Origin of the sequence: Paenibacillus sp. FSL R5-0914, assembly GCF_038004525.1 — a bacterium.
GTDB lineage: Bacteria > Bacillota > Bacilli > Paenibacillales > Paenibacillaceae > Paenibacillus_AQ.
In genome coordinates this window covers 609,080-626,158 of the sequence record NZ_JBBORH010000002.1, presented here as the reverse complement: position 1 = coordinate 626,158, position 17,079 = coordinate 609,080, and the positions used below count along the sequence as shown (strand labels likewise).

Annotated in this window: 17 protein-coding genes; 2 read left to right on the top strand and 15 right to left on the bottom strand. The window is 39.6% G+C overall.

The window, feature by feature from the left end; genetic code table 11:
* Positions 1 to 19 precede the first annotated feature (19 nt).
* The 3 genes from MKX60_RS19040 to MKX60_RS19030 form a co-directional block, all read right to left on the bottom strand.
* Positions 20 to 1,174, bottom strand: a complete 1,155-nt coding sequence (locus tag MKX60_RS19040) for a Ger(x)C family spore germination protein (RefSeq protein WP_076286364.1) — start codon at positions 1,172 to 1,174, stop codon at positions 20 to 22.
* Positions 1,171 to 2,613, bottom strand: a complete 1,443-nt coding sequence (locus tag MKX60_RS19035) for a spore germination protein (RefSeq protein ID WP_076286365.1) — start codon at positions 2,611 to 2,613, stop codon at positions 1,171 to 1,173. The genes MKX60_RS19040 and MKX60_RS19035 overlap by 4 nt, the downstream gene beginning before the upstream one ends.
* 159 nt (positions 2,614 to 2,772) lie before the next feature.
* Entirely contained in the window at positions 2,773 to 3,633 is an 861-nt protein-coding gene (locus MKX60_RS19030) for a DUF421 domain-containing protein (RefSeq protein ID WP_076298929.1), read from the bottom strand.
* A gap of 208 nt (positions 3,634 to 3,841) precedes the next feature.
* On the opposite strand from MKX60_RS19030, the gene MKX60_RS19025 reads away from it, so the two are divergent.
* Positions 3,842 to 4,048: a DUF1657 domain-containing protein gene (locus MKX60_RS19025; RefSeq protein WP_036678243.1), complete on the top strand. Its 207-nt coding sequence runs from the start codon at positions 3,842 to 3,844 to the stop codon at positions 4,046 to 4,048.
* A gap of 85 nt (positions 4,049 to 4,133) precedes the next feature.
* Here the strand turns inward: MKX60_RS19025 and MKX60_RS19020 are convergent, their stop codons facing one another.
* The 9 genes from MKX60_RS19020 to MKX60_RS18980 all read right to left on the bottom strand — a co-directional run bounded on the left by MKX60_RS19020 (position 4,134) and on the right by MKX60_RS18980 (position 14,438).
* Positions 4,134 to 5,882 carry a sensor histidine kinase gene (locus MKX60_RS19020; RefSeq protein ID WP_076286367.1) on the bottom strand — a complete coding sequence of 583 codons (1,749 nt, stop codon included), beginning with the start codon at positions 5,880 to 5,882 and terminating at the stop codon, positions 4,134 to 4,136.
* A gap of 16 nt (positions 5,883 to 5,898) precedes the next feature.
* Positions 5,899 to 7,485 carry a response regulator transcription factor gene (locus MKX60_RS19015; RefSeq protein ID WP_076298928.1) on the bottom strand — a complete coding sequence of 529 codons (1,587 nt, stop codon included), beginning with the start codon at positions 7,483 to 7,485 and terminating at the stop codon, positions 5,899 to 5,901.
* Positions 7,486 to 7,653: 168 nt separating this feature from the next.
* Positions 7,654 to 9,339, bottom strand: a complete 1,686-nt coding sequence (locus tag MKX60_RS19010; RefSeq protein WP_143759369.1) for an extracellular solute-binding protein — start codon at positions 9,337 to 9,339, stop codon at positions 7,654 to 7,656.
* Between the two features lie 72 nt (positions 9,340 to 9,411).
* Complete coding sequence (locus tag MKX60_RS19005; RefSeq protein ID WP_042127373.1) at positions 9,412 to 10,308, bottom strand: carbohydrate ABC transporter permease; 897 nt, start codon at positions 10,306 to 10,308, stop codon at positions 9,412 to 9,414.
* A gap of 29 nt (positions 10,309 to 10,337) precedes the next feature.
* The gene (locus MKX60_RS19000) at positions 10,338 to 11,306 is read right to left on the bottom strand and encodes an ABC transporter permease (RefSeq protein WP_042127372.1); all 969 of its coding nucleotides are present in this window, start codon (positions 11,304 to 11,306) and stop codon (positions 10,338 to 10,340) included.
* A 263-nt stretch (positions 11,307 to 11,569) separates the two neighbouring features.
* Positions 11,570 to 12,790 (bottom strand): FAD-dependent oxidoreductase, encoded by a 1,221-nt coding sequence (locus tag MKX60_RS18995; protein ID WP_341060667.1) that lies wholly within the window; start codon positions 12,788 to 12,790, stop codon positions 11,570 to 11,572.
* Between the two features lie 82 nt (positions 12,791 to 12,872).
* Entirely contained in the window at positions 12,873 to 13,433 is a 561-nt protein-coding gene (locus MKX60_RS18990; RefSeq protein WP_256716256.1) for a YeeE/YedE thiosulfate transporter family protein, read from the bottom strand.
* A 22-nt stretch (positions 13,434 to 13,455) separates the two neighbouring features.
* A complete protein-coding gene (locus MKX60_RS18985; protein WP_036678256.1) occupies positions 13,456 to 13,683 on the bottom strand; it encodes a sulfurtransferase TusA family protein in 228 nt (75 codons plus the stop codon).
* Positions 13,684 to 13,748: 65 nt separating this feature from the next.
* Entirely contained in the window at positions 13,749 to 14,438 is a 690-nt protein-coding gene (locus MKX60_RS18980) for a YeeE/YedE thiosulfate transporter family protein (protein ID WP_341060666.1), read from the bottom strand.
* Positions 14,439 to 14,612: 174 nt separating this feature from the next.
* On the opposite strand from MKX60_RS18980, the gene MKX60_RS18975 reads away from it, so the two are divergent.
* Positions 14,613 to 15,491, top strand: coding sequence for a LysR family transcriptional regulator (locus tag MKX60_RS18975; RefSeq protein ID WP_341060665.1), 879 nt, complete (start codon positions 14,613 to 14,615; stop codon positions 15,489 to 15,491).
* Positions 15,492 to 15,493: 2 nt separating this feature from the next.
* On the opposite strand, the gene MKX60_RS18970 is transcribed toward MKX60_RS18975, so the two are convergent.
* The 3 genes from MKX60_RS18970 to MKX60_RS18960 are packed head-to-tail and all read right to left on the bottom strand — an operon-like array spanning position 15,494 to position 17,061.
* On the bottom strand, positions 15,494 to 15,709 hold the full coding sequence (locus MKX60_RS18970) for a sulfurtransferase TusA family protein (protein ID WP_341060664.1): 216 nt from the start codon (positions 15,707 to 15,709) through the stop codon (positions 15,494 to 15,496).
* Positions 15,710 to 15,742: 33 nt separating this feature from the next.
* Positions 15,743 to 16,177, bottom strand: coding sequence for an NUDIX hydrolase (locus tag MKX60_RS18965; protein WP_341060663.1), 435 nt, complete (start codon positions 16,175 to 16,177; stop codon positions 15,743 to 15,745).
* Entirely contained in the window at positions 16,168 to 17,061 is an 894-nt protein-coding gene (locus MKX60_RS18960; protein ID WP_076286372.1) for a PhzF family phenazine biosynthesis isomerase, read from the bottom strand. Before MKX60_RS18960 ends, MKX60_RS18965 begins: the two co-directional genes overlap by 10 nt.
* Positions 17,062 to 17,079 lie beyond the last annotated feature (18 nt).

Sequence of the window (17,079 nt, the reverse complement as noted above, 5' to 3'; positions counted from 1 at the left end):
CTTCTCCCTCTAAATGTTTTTATTTTGCTGTTCCATAATCTACAATATGAAAATCTGTCTTTACCTTAATATCAGCTTCATGGGCATAATAATTCTCCCACCGCTCTCGAATCTGCTTCCATAGCTTTGGATCGTTCCATTCCAGTAACAATCCGAGTTGCAGAACATCGGCACCTGCTTTTTGGGTATTACGAATGGCTTCGGTAAGATTATCAGAAACTTTCTCTTTAAGCTTCGCAATGATAATTTGGCTGAGTTCTTCTTCATCTCTATTCTTAGGATCCCTTAAATAAATAACACTAGCTTTCCCCTTTAAATTCACTGTGAACACAGGTCCTTTAACCGTTTGCTTTAACTTCTTTGATGATGTTGTGCTTACAAATATAACACTTGCGGCACTTTGTCCCTTATCCCAATCGACGGAATAAACTGCCAACTTAAGACTGCCTAACGCCCAAGCTAATGCCCTTCCCTCTTTAAGCTTAAGTATTCCTTTCATCTTATCTTTTTGAAACAGCATTGCCCCTTGAATTCCTGCCCAGTACTCCGGTTTTCCTTCTTTCGATGTTTCTTCCTTTTTACCAAATGAAAGATTGTTGATAGCAAATCCAACTCCTGATGCCTCTGCAAACATGCAATCCTTAATCGTCGTTGAAAATAAATATCTCTCTGATCCAAAGTTCTTTAGTACATCCGAAGGCAATTGCTCGTAAATAGGTGTTAATGTATTCATCTCTTTTGCACTACCGGGGCTAGCCAGAACATAAGCGCCCAGAGGAAGACTTGGCTCTCTTTTAATCCATAGTAGTAGTTCGCTGATTCCTTGTTCAGCATAGGTTTTTCCTAAGACAATTACTTTTAATTGAGAAAGACTAAGTTGACGTGTTAAGTCTTTTTGAATTAACAGCATGGCTTCTGGAATCGTTTCTGCGGTCTTAGAAATTGTAGAATAAGTATTACCGTCTCCTCCACCGCCAATTGAAGGTTGTCCAGCTGCGTTAAGACGATTGGGCAAGGGTGAATTAATCGTAATTTCAACAGTCCCTGGTTCTTTGCCTTTATCGATAAATATTCCGTATACAAATGTTAGTTCATCCAGCTCTACCTTCGTCGACCAGCAACCTGTTATATTTAGGAGCAGGATTACAATAACTCCTATCTTCAGGATTCTCATTTCTCTTTCTGTCTCCTTTTATTCCTATCTGTATAAAGATTGCTGCGCTTCTTCATAAAGTTCGAGGGGAAGCGCGCTAATGTATCCTTCCAGTCCTGTAACACAAGTGGGGCAACGGGTTGCAAATATGGAGCACCTAACGGTCTTAAGTTTGCTAAATGTCCGTAAATCAAAAAAGCTGTAATATATACCCCGAGCAGCCCCATTGTTCCACCCATAACCAGTAACGGGAAACGAAGTAGCCGGAAAGTCAGACCTAGCTCATAATGAGGAATGATGTAGGTGGCAATTCCAGTAATAGAAACAACAATAACCATTGGAGCAGATACAATTCCTGCTTGGACCGCAGCCTGACCAATAACGATACCCCCAATAATTGAAACCGTCTGTCCTACAGGTTTCGGAATTCTAGTCCCGGCTTCTCTAAGTGCTTCAAAGGTAAGCTCCATAATTAAAGCCTCGGTAAGCGCTGAGAAAGGAATGTTCTCTCTCGCAGAAGCAATTGTAATTAACAGGTTTGGTGGAATGATTTGAGGATGAAAGGTTGTAATCGCTACATAAAGTGATGGAAGAATCATGGATATGATTGAGAACAGAAATCTAACAATACGAATCCAGCTTGCTGCATAAAAGCTCTGGTAATAATCCTCAGAGGATTGCAGCATGGTGAAAAAAGATGTCGGAGCGAGCATTGCAGTAGGTGTGCCATCTTGTAAGATTCCGATTCGGCCTTCCATTAAAGAAGCTGCCACCGAATCAGGACGTTCTGTATATTGAAATAACGGAAATGGCGTAAAGTTCCCCTTCCTCAACTCTTCCGATATATAACTAATACCTAGTATCCCGTCAATATCTATTTCATCAAGTTTCTGTTTAATCTCAGCAAGAACTTCTTTTTTGTAAAGCCCTTCAATATATACAACATACACATCAGTTTTTGTATATTTACCAATCGTATAATGAATTGTCTTTAGATCCGGATGTTTAATTTTATGTCGAATCAAAGAGAGATTCGTTTCAATATCTTCAATGAAAGCCTCTTGGGGACCAATCACTACAAGTTCGTTTTGTGATTCGGTCACTGATCTTTTTTGATATTGGGTAATTTCAAAATAATAAACATAAGGAAGATCCTCTATACAAAGTACTACTTTTCCAGCAACGATCATATCTACAATCTTCTGTAAATCAAATGCCTTGAGATATTGGATAGGAAAAACAATTCCTTGATCTAACCGTTCTAAAAAATTCGGCCATTCCAGCTTTGCTTCTGCTTCTGTTTTTAGTGGCAAAGCAATACTTTCATGAAGTGTCTTAGAATCGATGATGGAAGGTATATAGATCAAAAGACAGGTATGCCCATGAACAGAAATGGATTGATACACCGCATCACTGCATCCCTCCAGTTGATCTTTAATGGTTTCTAAAATTCCTGACATAGGCTGTATACCTCCTGGGTTGTGACTTGCGAATCTGGCTTAGTTTGCCAATTGTTTACGAGGTTTATACTTCATACTCCATTTAGCTGTATACGAAAAAAAGAACCGATGCGAAAAACCGGTTCTTTCTTGCTTTTAGGTATGAGGTTTGTTAGCACATCAACTTTGGATTAAAGGCTTTAGCACTTTCAAAGATGCTTGCAATTGCTCTGAGCATTGTTCATACATTTTTTTAGCTTTTTCATTTTCTGTCGACAAACTGAACATTTCCAGATCAGCTTCACATTTTTTGAGCAAAGCATATAATTGTGGTTTGTCTTGTGGCTGTGGAACTTTAAAGTTGTCGGCATACAAATCGACCGTTAGCTCACCGTAAGAATCAACTTGAGCGAGAAATACATTCTCGACGGTTAGCCCCATTTTCTCTAGCGCTCCATCAAGCCAGCTGCGAGTCAGATTTAAGGTATCTAACGGTTTATCTAATACTTTCCCATCCATAATGACGGCTTGTGACTCTTTCTGTGGGGCAACCTTCACACCCAGGTCTTTTGCCGATAGAGGGAGATACTCCTTCTTAAGCAGAATATTAATCGCTCCATCAGACTCCATAATCGCAAATTCCACTTCAGATATATTGAATACATCCTTTTTACGTAGCTCTTCCAATAATTCATCTGTTGTTAAACGTTCCTTTTTCATATGATCTTCGAGTATTTTCCCGTCCTTTATAAGAACGGTAGACTTAAAGTCAATGAAGTCTCTTGCTTTTTTACTCTTCATCTGAAGCCATTCAATTCCTAAAGAACAAGCGACCCATACAATCAGTGCAATGAGTCCTAAATGCCAATACTTATCCGTATCCAAAGAAATATAGGCGGCTAAGCTGCCGACGGTTATCCCCGTAATATACTCGAAGAACGAAAGCTGCGATACTTGTCTCTTCCCCAGTAATTTAGTTAAAAAGAAAAGCACAACCACAGCAAAGAGTGTTCGTACTACAACCTCCAACCACTCCGGCATCACAATTTTCCTCCTTTTTTAAATCAACACTTGTTTAGTAACACTCATTATTTGTCAAAAAAGGTCCATTCAATCCTCAATTAGGCTACTTATTTATGGAAATCGGTTAACGTGTAAAGCTTGTATTTTTTTCCTGCATAACTAAAGTAACGGTTGAGGACAATAGGAAACGTCATGCTAGAAACTTAAAACAGAGGAGAGAAACCTAATGACAGTAGCCTCACAAGTTAAAACATGTTTATCTTCTTTAAAAGGCGCTCAAGCGAGCTTGGAGCAATTTGCACTTGAAACACAAAACGAAAGTGCAAAAACTTTATTCACAAATGCAGCTGAGCAAACACAACAAATCGTTACACAGGTTGAAAATCGGGTAACTGAATTAGAGTCAGAAGAACCTCAATACAAAGGTTTCTAACTTTCACTTGAATAATCAAAGGGGTCATTAAGCTAGCGATAACTAGCTTAATGACCCCTTCTTTATATCATCACTGCAATACCGCTTACTTTCTTTTTTTGGCAGGAATCAGGATCTGAACCGATGTTCCAATTCCCACACGACTAAAAATACTTACGCCATACTCAGGTCCATATTGCAGTTTAATCCGTTGATCCACATTACGGACGCCATAACCTGTATTTGTATGTCCCTTAGAATCAAAAATTTGATCAATACGCTCTTGTCTGATGCCTATACCATCGTCAATGATACGGAAGAGAATATTATCGCCTTCCTTACGTCCTACAATCCGTAAATGAATGTGATCGCCGCACCAAGCATGCTTCAGCACGTTCTCTATAAAGGGTTGTAGAATCAGTTTAATGGTTTCATAAGGCCAGATCTCTGTATCAAAATCAAACATAACCTCCAAGCGATCACCATATTTAATTTTCTGGATTTCTAAATAGGCGTTTGCTTGCTCAATTTCAGTTGGAACCGGAATCATCGTACGGCCTTCATTAAGCGTTAAACGATAAAACTTCGCTAATTCCAGTACCATCTTCTGCAGCTTCTCATTTTGACCAAACTTCGCTAATTGAATAATAGACGACAAAGTATTGTACAGGAAATGTGGGTTGATTTGCGATTGTAGGATTTCAAGCTCCGCTTCCTTCTTCTGGAGCTGAGTCAGATATACCTCTTTAATCAACATATCAATATTTTCACCCATATCATTCAGCGCGGTTGCTATCTGAGAGAATTCATCCTTCCCTCGATATTTTATACGTTTGTGAAGATCGCCTTCCCGATAGGCATTAAGCACATATACGAACTTATTAATCCGAATCGAAAAATAACGGGATATAAATATGCCTACAAAGCTAAAAACCACACAGCATATGAGACACATTAAAATAATAAACAAACGTACCTTCATTGCATCCTTTTCAAGGATTGCAATCGGAACAAGCGCGATTAATTGCCATGCTTGGTTAGCAACCATAATCGTTTCTTTAATCGTCAGGTAATCCTTATTTAGTTCGGCTTCATTAGTATAGTTCTCCGGTAGTTCACCCGATTGATACATCGTTCTTCCAAATTCGTTCTTTATAATTAAATTACTTCCTTTTCCTATCTTCGTATAATTGACACTGTCAAATAGATCTGGAATCCTTACATTAATCCGCAGGAATCCTATCTCTTTAGGCTTAAGAGGCTCGTATGTATCAATTAGTCTACGGAGCAACGAGATACGATTATTCTCTACATCGCTCTCGATCTGCCACCATTTCATAGTTTCAGCGTATTTTTCAGTTGGAAAATCATAATACCAGGACTTACCTTCAATCCGTTTCATGTGGTAGAGATGATAAAAGCTACTATTGTCCAAATAGCCCTCAAGTGAATTCGAATAGATCTCAGGGATCGATTCATTTTTTAAGAATAGCGACATCCCTATCTTCACACCTGTAGATTGAATAGCTACGTCAAGCTTCGGTAGCACCTTCTTAGACATCCGATCGTAATTTTCCCAGCCTTCCTCATAACTCCGAAGATTCCGATAAAAATCAAAATCACTGTATAATTGCGTTGATATTCGAGTAACTTCGTCCATTTTATAATCAATATTGTCACGAATCTGCAATAACGTTCCTTTAATATTCGTATTGATATGTTCGCGTAATGAATCATTATACATGGAATGAGAGACGAACCCTATCAAGGATATAGGGATAATAATAAAAAACATATACGTCAGCATTAACTTATACCCAATCGGCACATACTTATGTCTTCTTCGTATTTTCATAGAACATCATCCCCCATCACTTGTCGCGCTTACGATACTCCATAGGTGTCATACCATAAGCCTCTTTGAACTGTCTGCTGAAATAAGGGAGATACCGATAGCCTACCTTGCTAGCGATTTCATAGATTTTGCAGGTCGGATCTTTTAAAAGCTTGCCTGCTTGATCCATTCGAAGCTGTGTAAGTACTTCACTGAACGTTTTCCCTGTTTCTTCTTTGAATAGATAGCCCAAATAGTTAGGGGAGAAAGAGAACTGCTGCGCAATATCTTTAAGCGTAAAGTTATCGCTCATTCTGTCCTGCATCGTTTGGATGATTTCTCTAATCAATTTATGGTTCACTGAATCTGATTTACTACGCAGGTACTCGGAGATCTCAAACGTTTTGAGTACGAGCCACGAACGAATATCACTGATCGTATCGAATTGGTGTAAAATATCTAAACTATGTATTTCCATACCTAAAATTTCAAATAAATCCTCACTAACATCCTTTAACTGCTGATCCAGCTTCCAAATGATATACATTGCCAGATTATGAATAGTGAATTTGGATCTTAAACTACTTACAGAGCGGAATAACTTGTCGATCTCATCATAAATAAGTACTAACTCATACTCTTTCACCGCTTTAAACAACGTATCCATACGGGTATCTAACATACGAGCATCGATCATCCCTGGTTCACTGCTAACGGTCTCATACATTATAAGATTGCCTTTGCCAATAAACATTTTTCCGTCCACAGCTTCCATAGCTTGTCGATAGGAGATATGAATCTGTTCCATAGAAAATGTTGGTTTGCCTACACCTACAGTCATTGTGACTGGAAACTTCGCACGAATCGAGGCGTAAATATCCTCAGTGAACTTTTCCATTTCCTGCTCGTTAATCAATAATGCAATCCGATAGGACGATACCTTGTAGCAATGTGGCATTCCGTGCTTCTGACCTATTCTATTCACTTCATAAAGGAAGTCCTTGGCCATTTGATGTTTAGATAGATTATCCTGTCCTTGAAGCCAGTTGAAGTAGTCAAGCTCCAAGACAGCTACACGAACAGGCCAATTCAGCTTATCCAGACCGTATGACTTCACAAGCGATAACATTCCGGCCTGGCTACCCTCTTCCCCTTCCCATTCCCCTTCGAATAAGCGTATCAACAAATCATTTTTGGCCATTGGAATCATATGCTGATAGGCTTCTTCAACATCACGGCGTTTACGTTCATCGTCTAAATCCTGCCTTACTTTCTGAAGTGCAGCAATGAGTTCACTATCATCCATTGGCTTAAGGACGTAGCTATACGCCTTTAGTGACAGTGCTTGCTTAACATAGCTAAAATCTTGGTAACCGCTTACAAATATCACGCGTATATCCTTTTTTTTCTCTATGGCAATTCGAGCCAGCTCAAGGCCCGACATATTCGGCATATTCACATCGCTTACGATAATATCAATAACATGCTGATCTAAAATATCGCACGCGGTAAACGCGTTATTTGCTGCCTCCACAACTTCCATACCAAGCTCATTCCAAGGAATAAATTGTCTCATACCTTCTAGATCCAGCATCTCATCGTCTACTAATAATACGTTGTACATCAACAAGTCCCCCTTTGAAATGCATAAATCTGTCCCTGTAAATTCTACCATTACTCTTTCCCAGTATACCATTCATAAATTTGTCTAACAGCCTATAAACAATGAATCATCAGAATACAACGTAAAAACGAAGGCTTGCCTAGTAGCAAACCTTCGTATTACTAATTATTATTTTCCTAAAGCTTTCTTGTTTTCTGTCCATACTTTTGTAACATAATCAAGGAATTTCTCATAACCAACCTTCATGGAATCATCATGTGCTTTGTCAAGAATGGCTAATGCTTCTGCATCGGTCTTCGCATACATTGATTTCGCTCTAGCAGTTAGCCAGATATCTCTAACGCTTTGTCTGATAATACCTTCTTCACTGTCTGGAGCCGGATCCCAGTTTAGGAACTCCGTAAAGTCGCCTTGTGAAGCCCACGTTACTTCCATCTGCCAACGGTTACTAAAGTCGATCTTATCAGCTGGAAGGGTTTGCAACATCATTTTCTTGGTATTATCCAAGAAAACCGTGTTTCCTACCCAAACCAAGTCACCAGCCTTACCGCTGATTTCAGACAATGCTTCTGGCTCATTTAGATATTTATCTTTATTAAATTTAGGAGTAAGTCCATCTGCTTCAAATCCATCCCAGTAAGCGTCTGGTCCTGGAGGGCCCCAGTTCAGAACCATAGAACCTTCTGCACCTGTCATCCAATCAAGCATTGCGAATACAGCTTCTGGATTTTTAGCGTTTTTAGTGATTGTAGCAACGTTCCATCCTAACTGATTGTACGTTCCCGGTGTGATTTTACTTTGATCCAAGCCCGGTTTGTAGATTGGTTTAATAAACATATAACCATCTTCCGGATTTTTCTTCTTCATCTCTTCATCAGCAGTAGCCAGCAACTTCATCGGATCGAATGTCGCAATCACAGCGAACTTGCCATTCATCGCTTTCTCTCTAATTTGGTCTTCTGTTTGGGTATTCGCATCCTGTGTCATAAGCTTCTCACGCATTAATTTAGCACCAAAGACAACGGACTCACGGAACCCTTCATCTTTGTAAATGGAAGCCATTTTGTCGCCATCAGGTACAGCATATATTCTAGTATACGAAAGGTTATTCTCTTTAAAAGAGGAGAACAACTGGTCAATACCGTTACCATCTTTCGCTAAGCCAGTCTCAAACGGAATAACATCTGGGAACTTCGCTTTAACAGCATTTAAGTAAGCATACAAATCATCCGTAGTCTCTAGCTTAGGAGAACCGAGTTCTTTGTAAATTTTCTTATTGATCGCATAACCGGCATTACCGTTTGGCTGTGTTGTATAATAATTCGGCAGCTGATAGATTTTACCATCAGGAGAACGAAGCAATTCCAAATGTCCAGCTGTTAAGTACTTTTTAAAGTTTGGATATTTATCAATGTATTCATCCAAAGGAACTAGCATATCCGCTTGACGAAGACGCTCTACGTCAGCACCTTTCTCAGTCCATACAATATCCGGCAGCTCATTACCAACAATCATCGTTTGCAGCTTCTGAGCATTATTACCACCAGAGCTAATTCCAGTGACATTGATTTTCAAATTATCTAAAATCCATTTAGAAGCAGCATCTTTGCCCCATTTCGGCATTTGATACCAGCCGTAGTTTCCGTAGAATGATACTTCAAGCGGTTCTTTCCCTAACTCATACAAATCAGCCGCTGGAGCTTCAGTTGCTGTGTTAACCGCTGTTCCTCCTTCTTTCACTGGTTCAGCAGTTGCAGCTGGAGCGCTTGAATTGTTGCCACTACAACCCGCCACCACAGTCGACAATAGCAAGGTAGACAACGTTCCGAGAAGCATCTTTCTCTTAGTCTTCAATGTATTTTCCCCTTTCAATTTGTAATCTATGTTCAAAGCAATACGCTCTAAACCCCATCTCATTCTATCATCCTACTCTTTCAATGATCCGACCAAGACACCTTTAACGAAGAATCTTTGTAGGAATGGGTATACACATACAATCGGAATGGTTGCAACCATGATCGTAGCCATCGTTAATGACTTCGACGTTATTTTCTTGGCTGAGTTAATATGAGCAATGGAACTTGCATCTACATTAGACAGCTGTTCTGAAGCAATATTAGAGAACAAAATCTGTCTCAAGATGGTCTGAATCGGCATTAACTCCTCTTTCGTAATGTAAATACTCGCTACGAACCACTCATTCCAGTGATTGACTGCTGTGAACAATGATAATGTTGCGATGACAGGCCCTGACAAGGGAAGTACGATTCGGAGAAAAGTTCCCCAGTATCCGCAGCCATCAATCTTTGCTGACTCCTCTAAACCTTGCGGAAGACCTTGGAAGAAGGTCCGGAATATGATCATATTCCATACGCTGACAAGTGCAGGAATAATAAACACCCAAAATGAGTTGAAGAGGCCTAAACTTCTGATAAGCATGTATGACGGAATGAGTCCCCCACCGAAATACATTGTAATGATACACATAATCATGTAGTATTTGCGACCCATTAGTTCGCGCTTCGACATCCCATAAGCAAATATCGAAGTGGCCAATATCGCTGTTACTGTACCAATTACCGTCCGCAATGTTGCAATGACGAATCCACCCATTAAACGAGAATCTTCAAATACGATCTTATAATTCTCAAGCGTGAACTCACGGACCCAGAAAGTAATTCCGCCTTTGGAAGTATCCATCCCCTCATTAAAAGAAATCACAAGTGAATTCCAAAATGGATAAAACGCGGAGAATGCCAGTAAGGTCAAGAATACATATATGAATCCAATAAACAATCGGTCTCCTATGTTAGTACGTTTCATAATTCAGTCCCCCTATATTGAGTAATTCATTACCACAAGCTGTTTCCCGCTCTTCTGGCAATGAAATTTGCAAAGGTAAGTAATGTCACACTGATAACGGCCTTGAACAATCCGATAGCAGTCGCATAGGAGTACCTGAAGTTATCTATACCGACACGTACAACATATACATCAACTGAATCTGATACCTCTCGTAGAGCCGGATTGGAAGCAAGGATCAAAATATCTTCAAATCCTGCATTCACCAGATTACCGATTGCCAGAATCATAAAGATGATCACAACTGGCATAATGGAAGGCAACGTAATCAAATATATCTGTTTAAAGCGACTCGCACCATCCATCGAAGCAGCTTCGTATAAGTGCGGATCAATACCAGCAATGGCAGCTAAGTAAACGATCGAGGCAAATCCAATTTCCTTCCACACATTGGTTGTAACTAAAATGCCCCAGAAATATTCGGTCATAGACAGGAAGTTAATCGGTTCATCGATAAATCTCAATTTCTCAAGCAGCATATTTATACTGCCATTATCTACGGATAGCATCGAGGTAACCATCGAGCCGATAACCACCCACGATAAGAAGTGAGGCAAGTATGTAACGGTCTGAATAACCCGTTTAAAGAACATCTTACGAACTTCGTTCAGCATTAACGCCAAAATAATCGGTGCAGGAAATCCAAAACAGAACTTCAGTAAGCTGATTATGATTGTATTTTTCATAACCACTTCAAATTCAGGAGCATTAAAGAAGTAAATAAAGTGCTTTAATCCAACCCAATCACTGCTAATAAAGCTATTACCTAACTTGTAATCTTGAAAAGCGATTAGAATACCGTACATGGGGATATAGGCAAAAATAAAAACTAAAACAAGTGCTGGCAATACCATAAGCTGCAGATCTATTTGCTTAAAAAAGCGTCTTATCCCGCTGGTCCGATGCTTGCCGAGATTCGGTCTTGATGTCTTGTCTGGTGCGACGCTTGCGTTCGCCATATGTAAGTCCTCCTAAACCTAGATTCTTATAAATAAAGCATCTTTCATGGCTTTCTCTCTTTTTGCAGCCTTGGTTCTCCTCTACTCTCCCTCCGTTGATTTGCTATCTTATGAATTAATCTTAATATCTAAGCGCTTTCAAAGGTATATGACAAAACAACTATTATTGATACTTTGACACTTTCTTGAAATAGCTCGTCCAATTTAATAAAAGCATAATTTAAAAAAGCCCTATGCAGAGATATCTGCATAGGGCTTTTTCATCAATTCGTTAGAGCATTCAATATGTTATCACTTATCTTGTCTGTAATTACTCTTTGGATCTTTCCATCATCTAGATAAACAATAGAAGGAACTGAATCTATTCCTAGCTTGACAGCAAGTCCGGGTGACTTATATACATCTACCTTTGTGACCCTGATCTCAGTATGGGATTGTTCAAACGCCTCAAAGAGTGGTAATAGCTCCCGGCAAGAAGGATCAGTTGCATTCCATAAATAAACAACGGATGGTTTTCCTTGATTTAGAATTTGATGCTCATAGGTCTCACATTCAGAGATATACTTCTCTGCACCATACCCTGCAATGGCACCATCACCGACAGCTGTAGCCACTTGCTTAAGGAACTTATCACATACATCGCCTGCTGCGAACACACCAGGTATATTTGTTTCCATTTTTTCATTGACTAGGACATATCCATTTCGATTCAACTCAACTACACCTGATAAAATTTCCGTGTTCGGGGTATATCCAATAAATAAGAAACATGAATCAACCTTTACGTTTTGCAGTTCATTAGATTTTAAATTTTTCAGGACGACGGAATTCAAACGTTCCTCACCTTCGAAAGAACTTACCACCGTATTCCACATGAATTCCATTTTAGGGTTTTCTAGTGCCTGCGTTTTGGCAATTTCATTACAATCCATTTTCCCATGATCATGCATAACAGAAACGATTACTTTATCTGCAAACTTGGTCAGAAACATTCCTTCTTCAATAGCTGCATCACCACTGCCAACAACCATAACCGTCTTTCCCGTATTTGCTGCAGCGTCACAGGTTGCACAGAAAGAAATTCCTTTATCATATAAGAACATATCTTCATTTGCTGCCCCGGTAATTCTTGGTTTTCCCCCACTGGCTATAATAATGACCTTGCACTCATAACGAACCCGAAAGGTCTCCACTACCTTAATATCTTCCGCTACCGAAACAGATTTTACATCTGTCATTTTAAAATCCACACCAAATTTCTTAGCTTGTTTATGAAATAATCCCATAAGGTCTGTACCGGTCGTTCCTTCAGGAAAACCAGGATAATTTTCTATTTCATTAGTATAAGTGGCAAGACCACCTACCAGTGATTTTTCCAAGAGAAGAGTCTTTAATTTTGCACGTCCACAATAGATTCCCGCTGTTAAACCAGCAGCCCCGCCACCGATAATGACGACATCATACTGTTCTGTCTTCTTTTCCATTCCTTTTGTCCCTCCTGTGAGTCTGTGCCTTAATAAAATAGGCTGACTCTCGTCAGCGCTACAAGCTCAGCCTATTTCACTTTTACATAAAGAATTTGGCTAATAATTTACTGCCTATAAATGCGCCAACCAGCAGGAACAATCCAAATATCCATCCTGAAAGCGATAAAGAAGCTATAGCCGTAAACAATGCACCAATATTACATCCATTAGCCAGTCTAGCTCCGTACCCCATGAGTAATCCACCAAGTACCGCTGCTACAACCTGCTTTTTGGACTTAATTTTCTTCAACTTGAATTCGGAAGCAAACAATGTCGCTGCTAAAGCACCTAATATTATCCCTAGATTTCGAATCGAACCACCATCATTCAAAAATCCGGAAGATAATGTTTTTTGTGCTTTTTCCGAACTAAAATATGCCCATTGATCTACATTTCCGCCTGCTAATCGATACAACCAAGCTCCCCAATCTGCAAAAGCGCTAGTTACTCCCCATCCTTTAGAGAAAACAGCCAGATGTGCTGTAGCGAACACAGCAAGAAGTACAGCTCCAGTTACATAAGTAAACGGTTCTTTGAGCAAGCGCTTGTAAAAGCGGTTAGACGATATCTTCAACCAGAATTCGTTCACCGTTTCATTCACCGTCCTTTCCTACTCAGCGATCCTATTTTACCTTCTCAATAACAACTTCCCACTCGCCATCATCAACCTCTTCGATTTCCACATTATGTCCCTGTTTTCTCGCCCATTCTGGAACGTTCTTCATTGCGCAGCTATGATCAATAGCTACTACTAGTACATCACCTACATTGAGTTCAGTCATTTTCTTTTCTGTTCTCATTAACGGAACCGGACAAGCTTCTCCCATGCAATCAAGTGTAAATTCAGCCATCTTAAAAACCACCTTTATATTTTTTTGGAATAACAATAGTGAAAATATTCACGTAATAATCTAAACTAATCTGCGCTTCCCATCTTTTTCTCTTGCCATTTAACAGCTGCAATGTATAACAGAAGAATAATCAGGAACTGAACAACCAGTGCTCCAAGCCAACCGAATACATCAGGCAAAAATACAGTTGGTGCATCCTTTATAACGTTAGCTCTCCACCAACCCATATCATGTGATCCCCAAAGTGAACCAATGACAAAAAACACAAGTGAAAGCATCTGCATCGTGAATCCTTCACCTACACGCATCAATGTACCCGAAGCGCATCCACCCGCGATAACCATGCCAATTCCGAATAATACAGCACCAATGATCAAAGCCAAGCTGATTTGACCCACATTATCCATCCCAGGAATCGGTTTACCATCTAGAAACGCTGGGTACTTAATCGCTGTAAATCCGATGGTTGCAAGGGAAAAAGCAATCAGAACCGCTCTTGTAACTGATGTGCTGCCTGTAATACAGGGATCTCTAAGTGATGCAGTAAAGCAGAAACGTGATCTTTGCAAAATAACGCCAAACGAAATACCGAAAAGCAGGTAGACAACCATTTTATCGTGGGAATGGTCTAGGAAAAAACCAAACCCAATAATGAGAGCTGTGAACAGCAACGCGATGGGCAACTGACTCTTTTTAGGTTTTCTAGGAGCTCTAGTTCGGGTTGATCTCGTTTCGGGACTTACGGTTTGCCCCATAGTCTAACACCTCCATCGTTTTTATGTAATTGACTATGTGAAAATAGTAACATACTTATTTGAGCTGTGGTTATCTGCTTTCTTTATGCTGTATAAGTGTTACTAATGGCACAGATGGAGCGTAATCAAGTATGCTATAGTGTGCACTAACAGCGGGCAACAGGAGGAATAAGTATGAATATGGAAACGCTTAAATTGTTTTTAGATATCGCTTCGTTAAAAAGTATATCTAAAGCCGCTCAGAAATCTCATATCACCCAATCCGCACTTAGTCAGCAGTTGAAATCATGGGAGAATACCCTGGGTTCTGAACTTTTTGTGAGAAGTAATAAAGGCGCTAGCCTAACCGAAGCAGGGATTATTGCGGAGAAGTACGTGGAGCAAATCTGTAAATTGTATGATGATATGGTCACAGAGATCAATCATTTACAGCCAACACAACATGAGCTGTCTATTTATGCGATTCCAGAAGTCTGTAATTATGCCCTGCCATGCACCTTATATGAGGTAAAAAAGCATTTTCCCAATTGCCATATCACTTTAAATGAAGGGGCATCACCCTTAGTAGAAGAACGTTTACTTCTTGAAGAAGGTGATATCGGGTTTATTTCCGGTCCCTCTCCAAAATCCGAATTAAGCTCACATATGGTATTTTCAGATCAAGTTATGTTGGTGGCAAGCAATACGACCGTTTGCCCTGATAAAATCACATTGACTGAGCTCCCCAATTATCCTTTAATCTGGTCCTCACAGCTTCATTGTGTGCAAAGGGCTTTGAATGCAGTGGGCGAGCTTAAATTAAATATACTCTTTAATCTAGACTCTCTTGAGGCGGTAAAGCTTGCTGCCATTAGAGGGCATGGTCTCGCCTTTCTCCCTTATATGTCCATAAAAAAAGAGTTGTATAGTAAACAACTCAAGATCATTCCTATTGATCAGTTCCAGGTCAATAACGATGTCTACATGATAAAGAAACAAAATCAGCGCTGTGACAACGATACGAAACAATTAGTTCGATATATTGAAAAGACTTTAATAGATACTTTGTGTTGAGCCTAAACCTCAATCGTAATTTCCCATACTCCATTAATCACTTCTTGAATGGAATGATTTAAATTTGAACCACGACAGTAATCCGCGATAGAAACTTTCGCGCAGCTATGATCAGTAACTAGCATTACCTTTTCACCCTTCTGAATGACTTTTTGATGTTTTTTTAACATCATTACTGGTACTGGGCAGATTTCACCCAAACAATCAATTTCAATCATGAAGCTGCCTCCATTACATAGATCATTAAAGTTCTAATAATGACCCAGCATTATTTTCTTCACAAAAGGGGTTAAAGCAAGGTTGTTTAGTTGTTTGATTTCTATCCACTGTGCCCCATCAGAGTCTTGTCCGTCTCCATCGGTCTTAAGCTCAAAGTTCACATCTAACAATGAAACATTATATATGATCCCTATATGGTGTAATTCTTCTACCTGGGTATCACTGTATGGATAAATTAACGTATAGGAAATGGAATCATGAAGCAATCCTTTTAAACTTGTAATTCCGGTCTCTTCCCAAAACTCCCTCTTAAGGGCCTCATACGGCTCCTCTCCAAACTCAATAGAACCCCCTGGAAAGTCCCACTTCCCCGTATGAGGGCCTCTTGCTTTCTTAATTAGTAATACTTTATCGTTCTTCACTAAGACTCCATACACTCCAAGCTGAGTATATTTTATCATCTCCATAAATCTACCTCCCCCACAAATACCGCAGTTCCAGAAATAAACACATCCATTCTATCAGAATCTAATCGATACACTTCTACATTTACTTTCCCATCTCTACCGATTTCTTGTCCTTGTTCTACAACAAATTGGATCGAGTCCAAATGCGGATCAATATATTTTAAATAATAAGCCCCCATGACTCCCGATGCTGTACCTGTTACTGGATCTTCAACGGTTCCTGAATAAGGAGATGAGAAATGTCTGGCATGCATTAAAGCGTGCGGATCAAGCGTTTGGAGTGAAAATGGGTGTACAGATGCTTTTGGAAGCTGCGTTAAAATCTCCGGAAACAACGAGTTAATCGGTTTCATTTTATTAAAGCTATCTATTCTCTTAATCGGGACTAATAGAGTCCATGCGCCAGTACAGCCATAAACAATAGGCAGATCCTCTTCTATCTCGTCAAGGGTTAAACCTATGGCGTGTGCAAGCTTCGCTCTATCGCCGTTAAATTCAATAAACTTCGGTTGATCTTGCTTCATTTTTATTAGTAAGTGATTATTGTTGTCCATACTAAATTGAATGGGTAGCACACCCACATTTGTTTCGATCTTTACCGAGCTAGCCTCTCCAAGAATACCCTTTGTTTTTAAAGCAAATAAAGATGCCATTGTTGCATGTCCACAAAGATTGATCTCATGGCCTGGCGTAAAATACTTAAGCCTTAAATCAGCTATTTCTGATGAGACTACAAAAACTGTTTCATTAAAACCGACCTTATGAGCTATCGATTGCATGTCACTTTCGCTTAAATGATCAGCTTCTAACACTACTCCCGCAGGATTCCCTTTGTTCGGATAGGGAGAAAACGCATCATAATGAAGCACTTTGATGTTGTTCACTGATAAGTCTCCTTTATT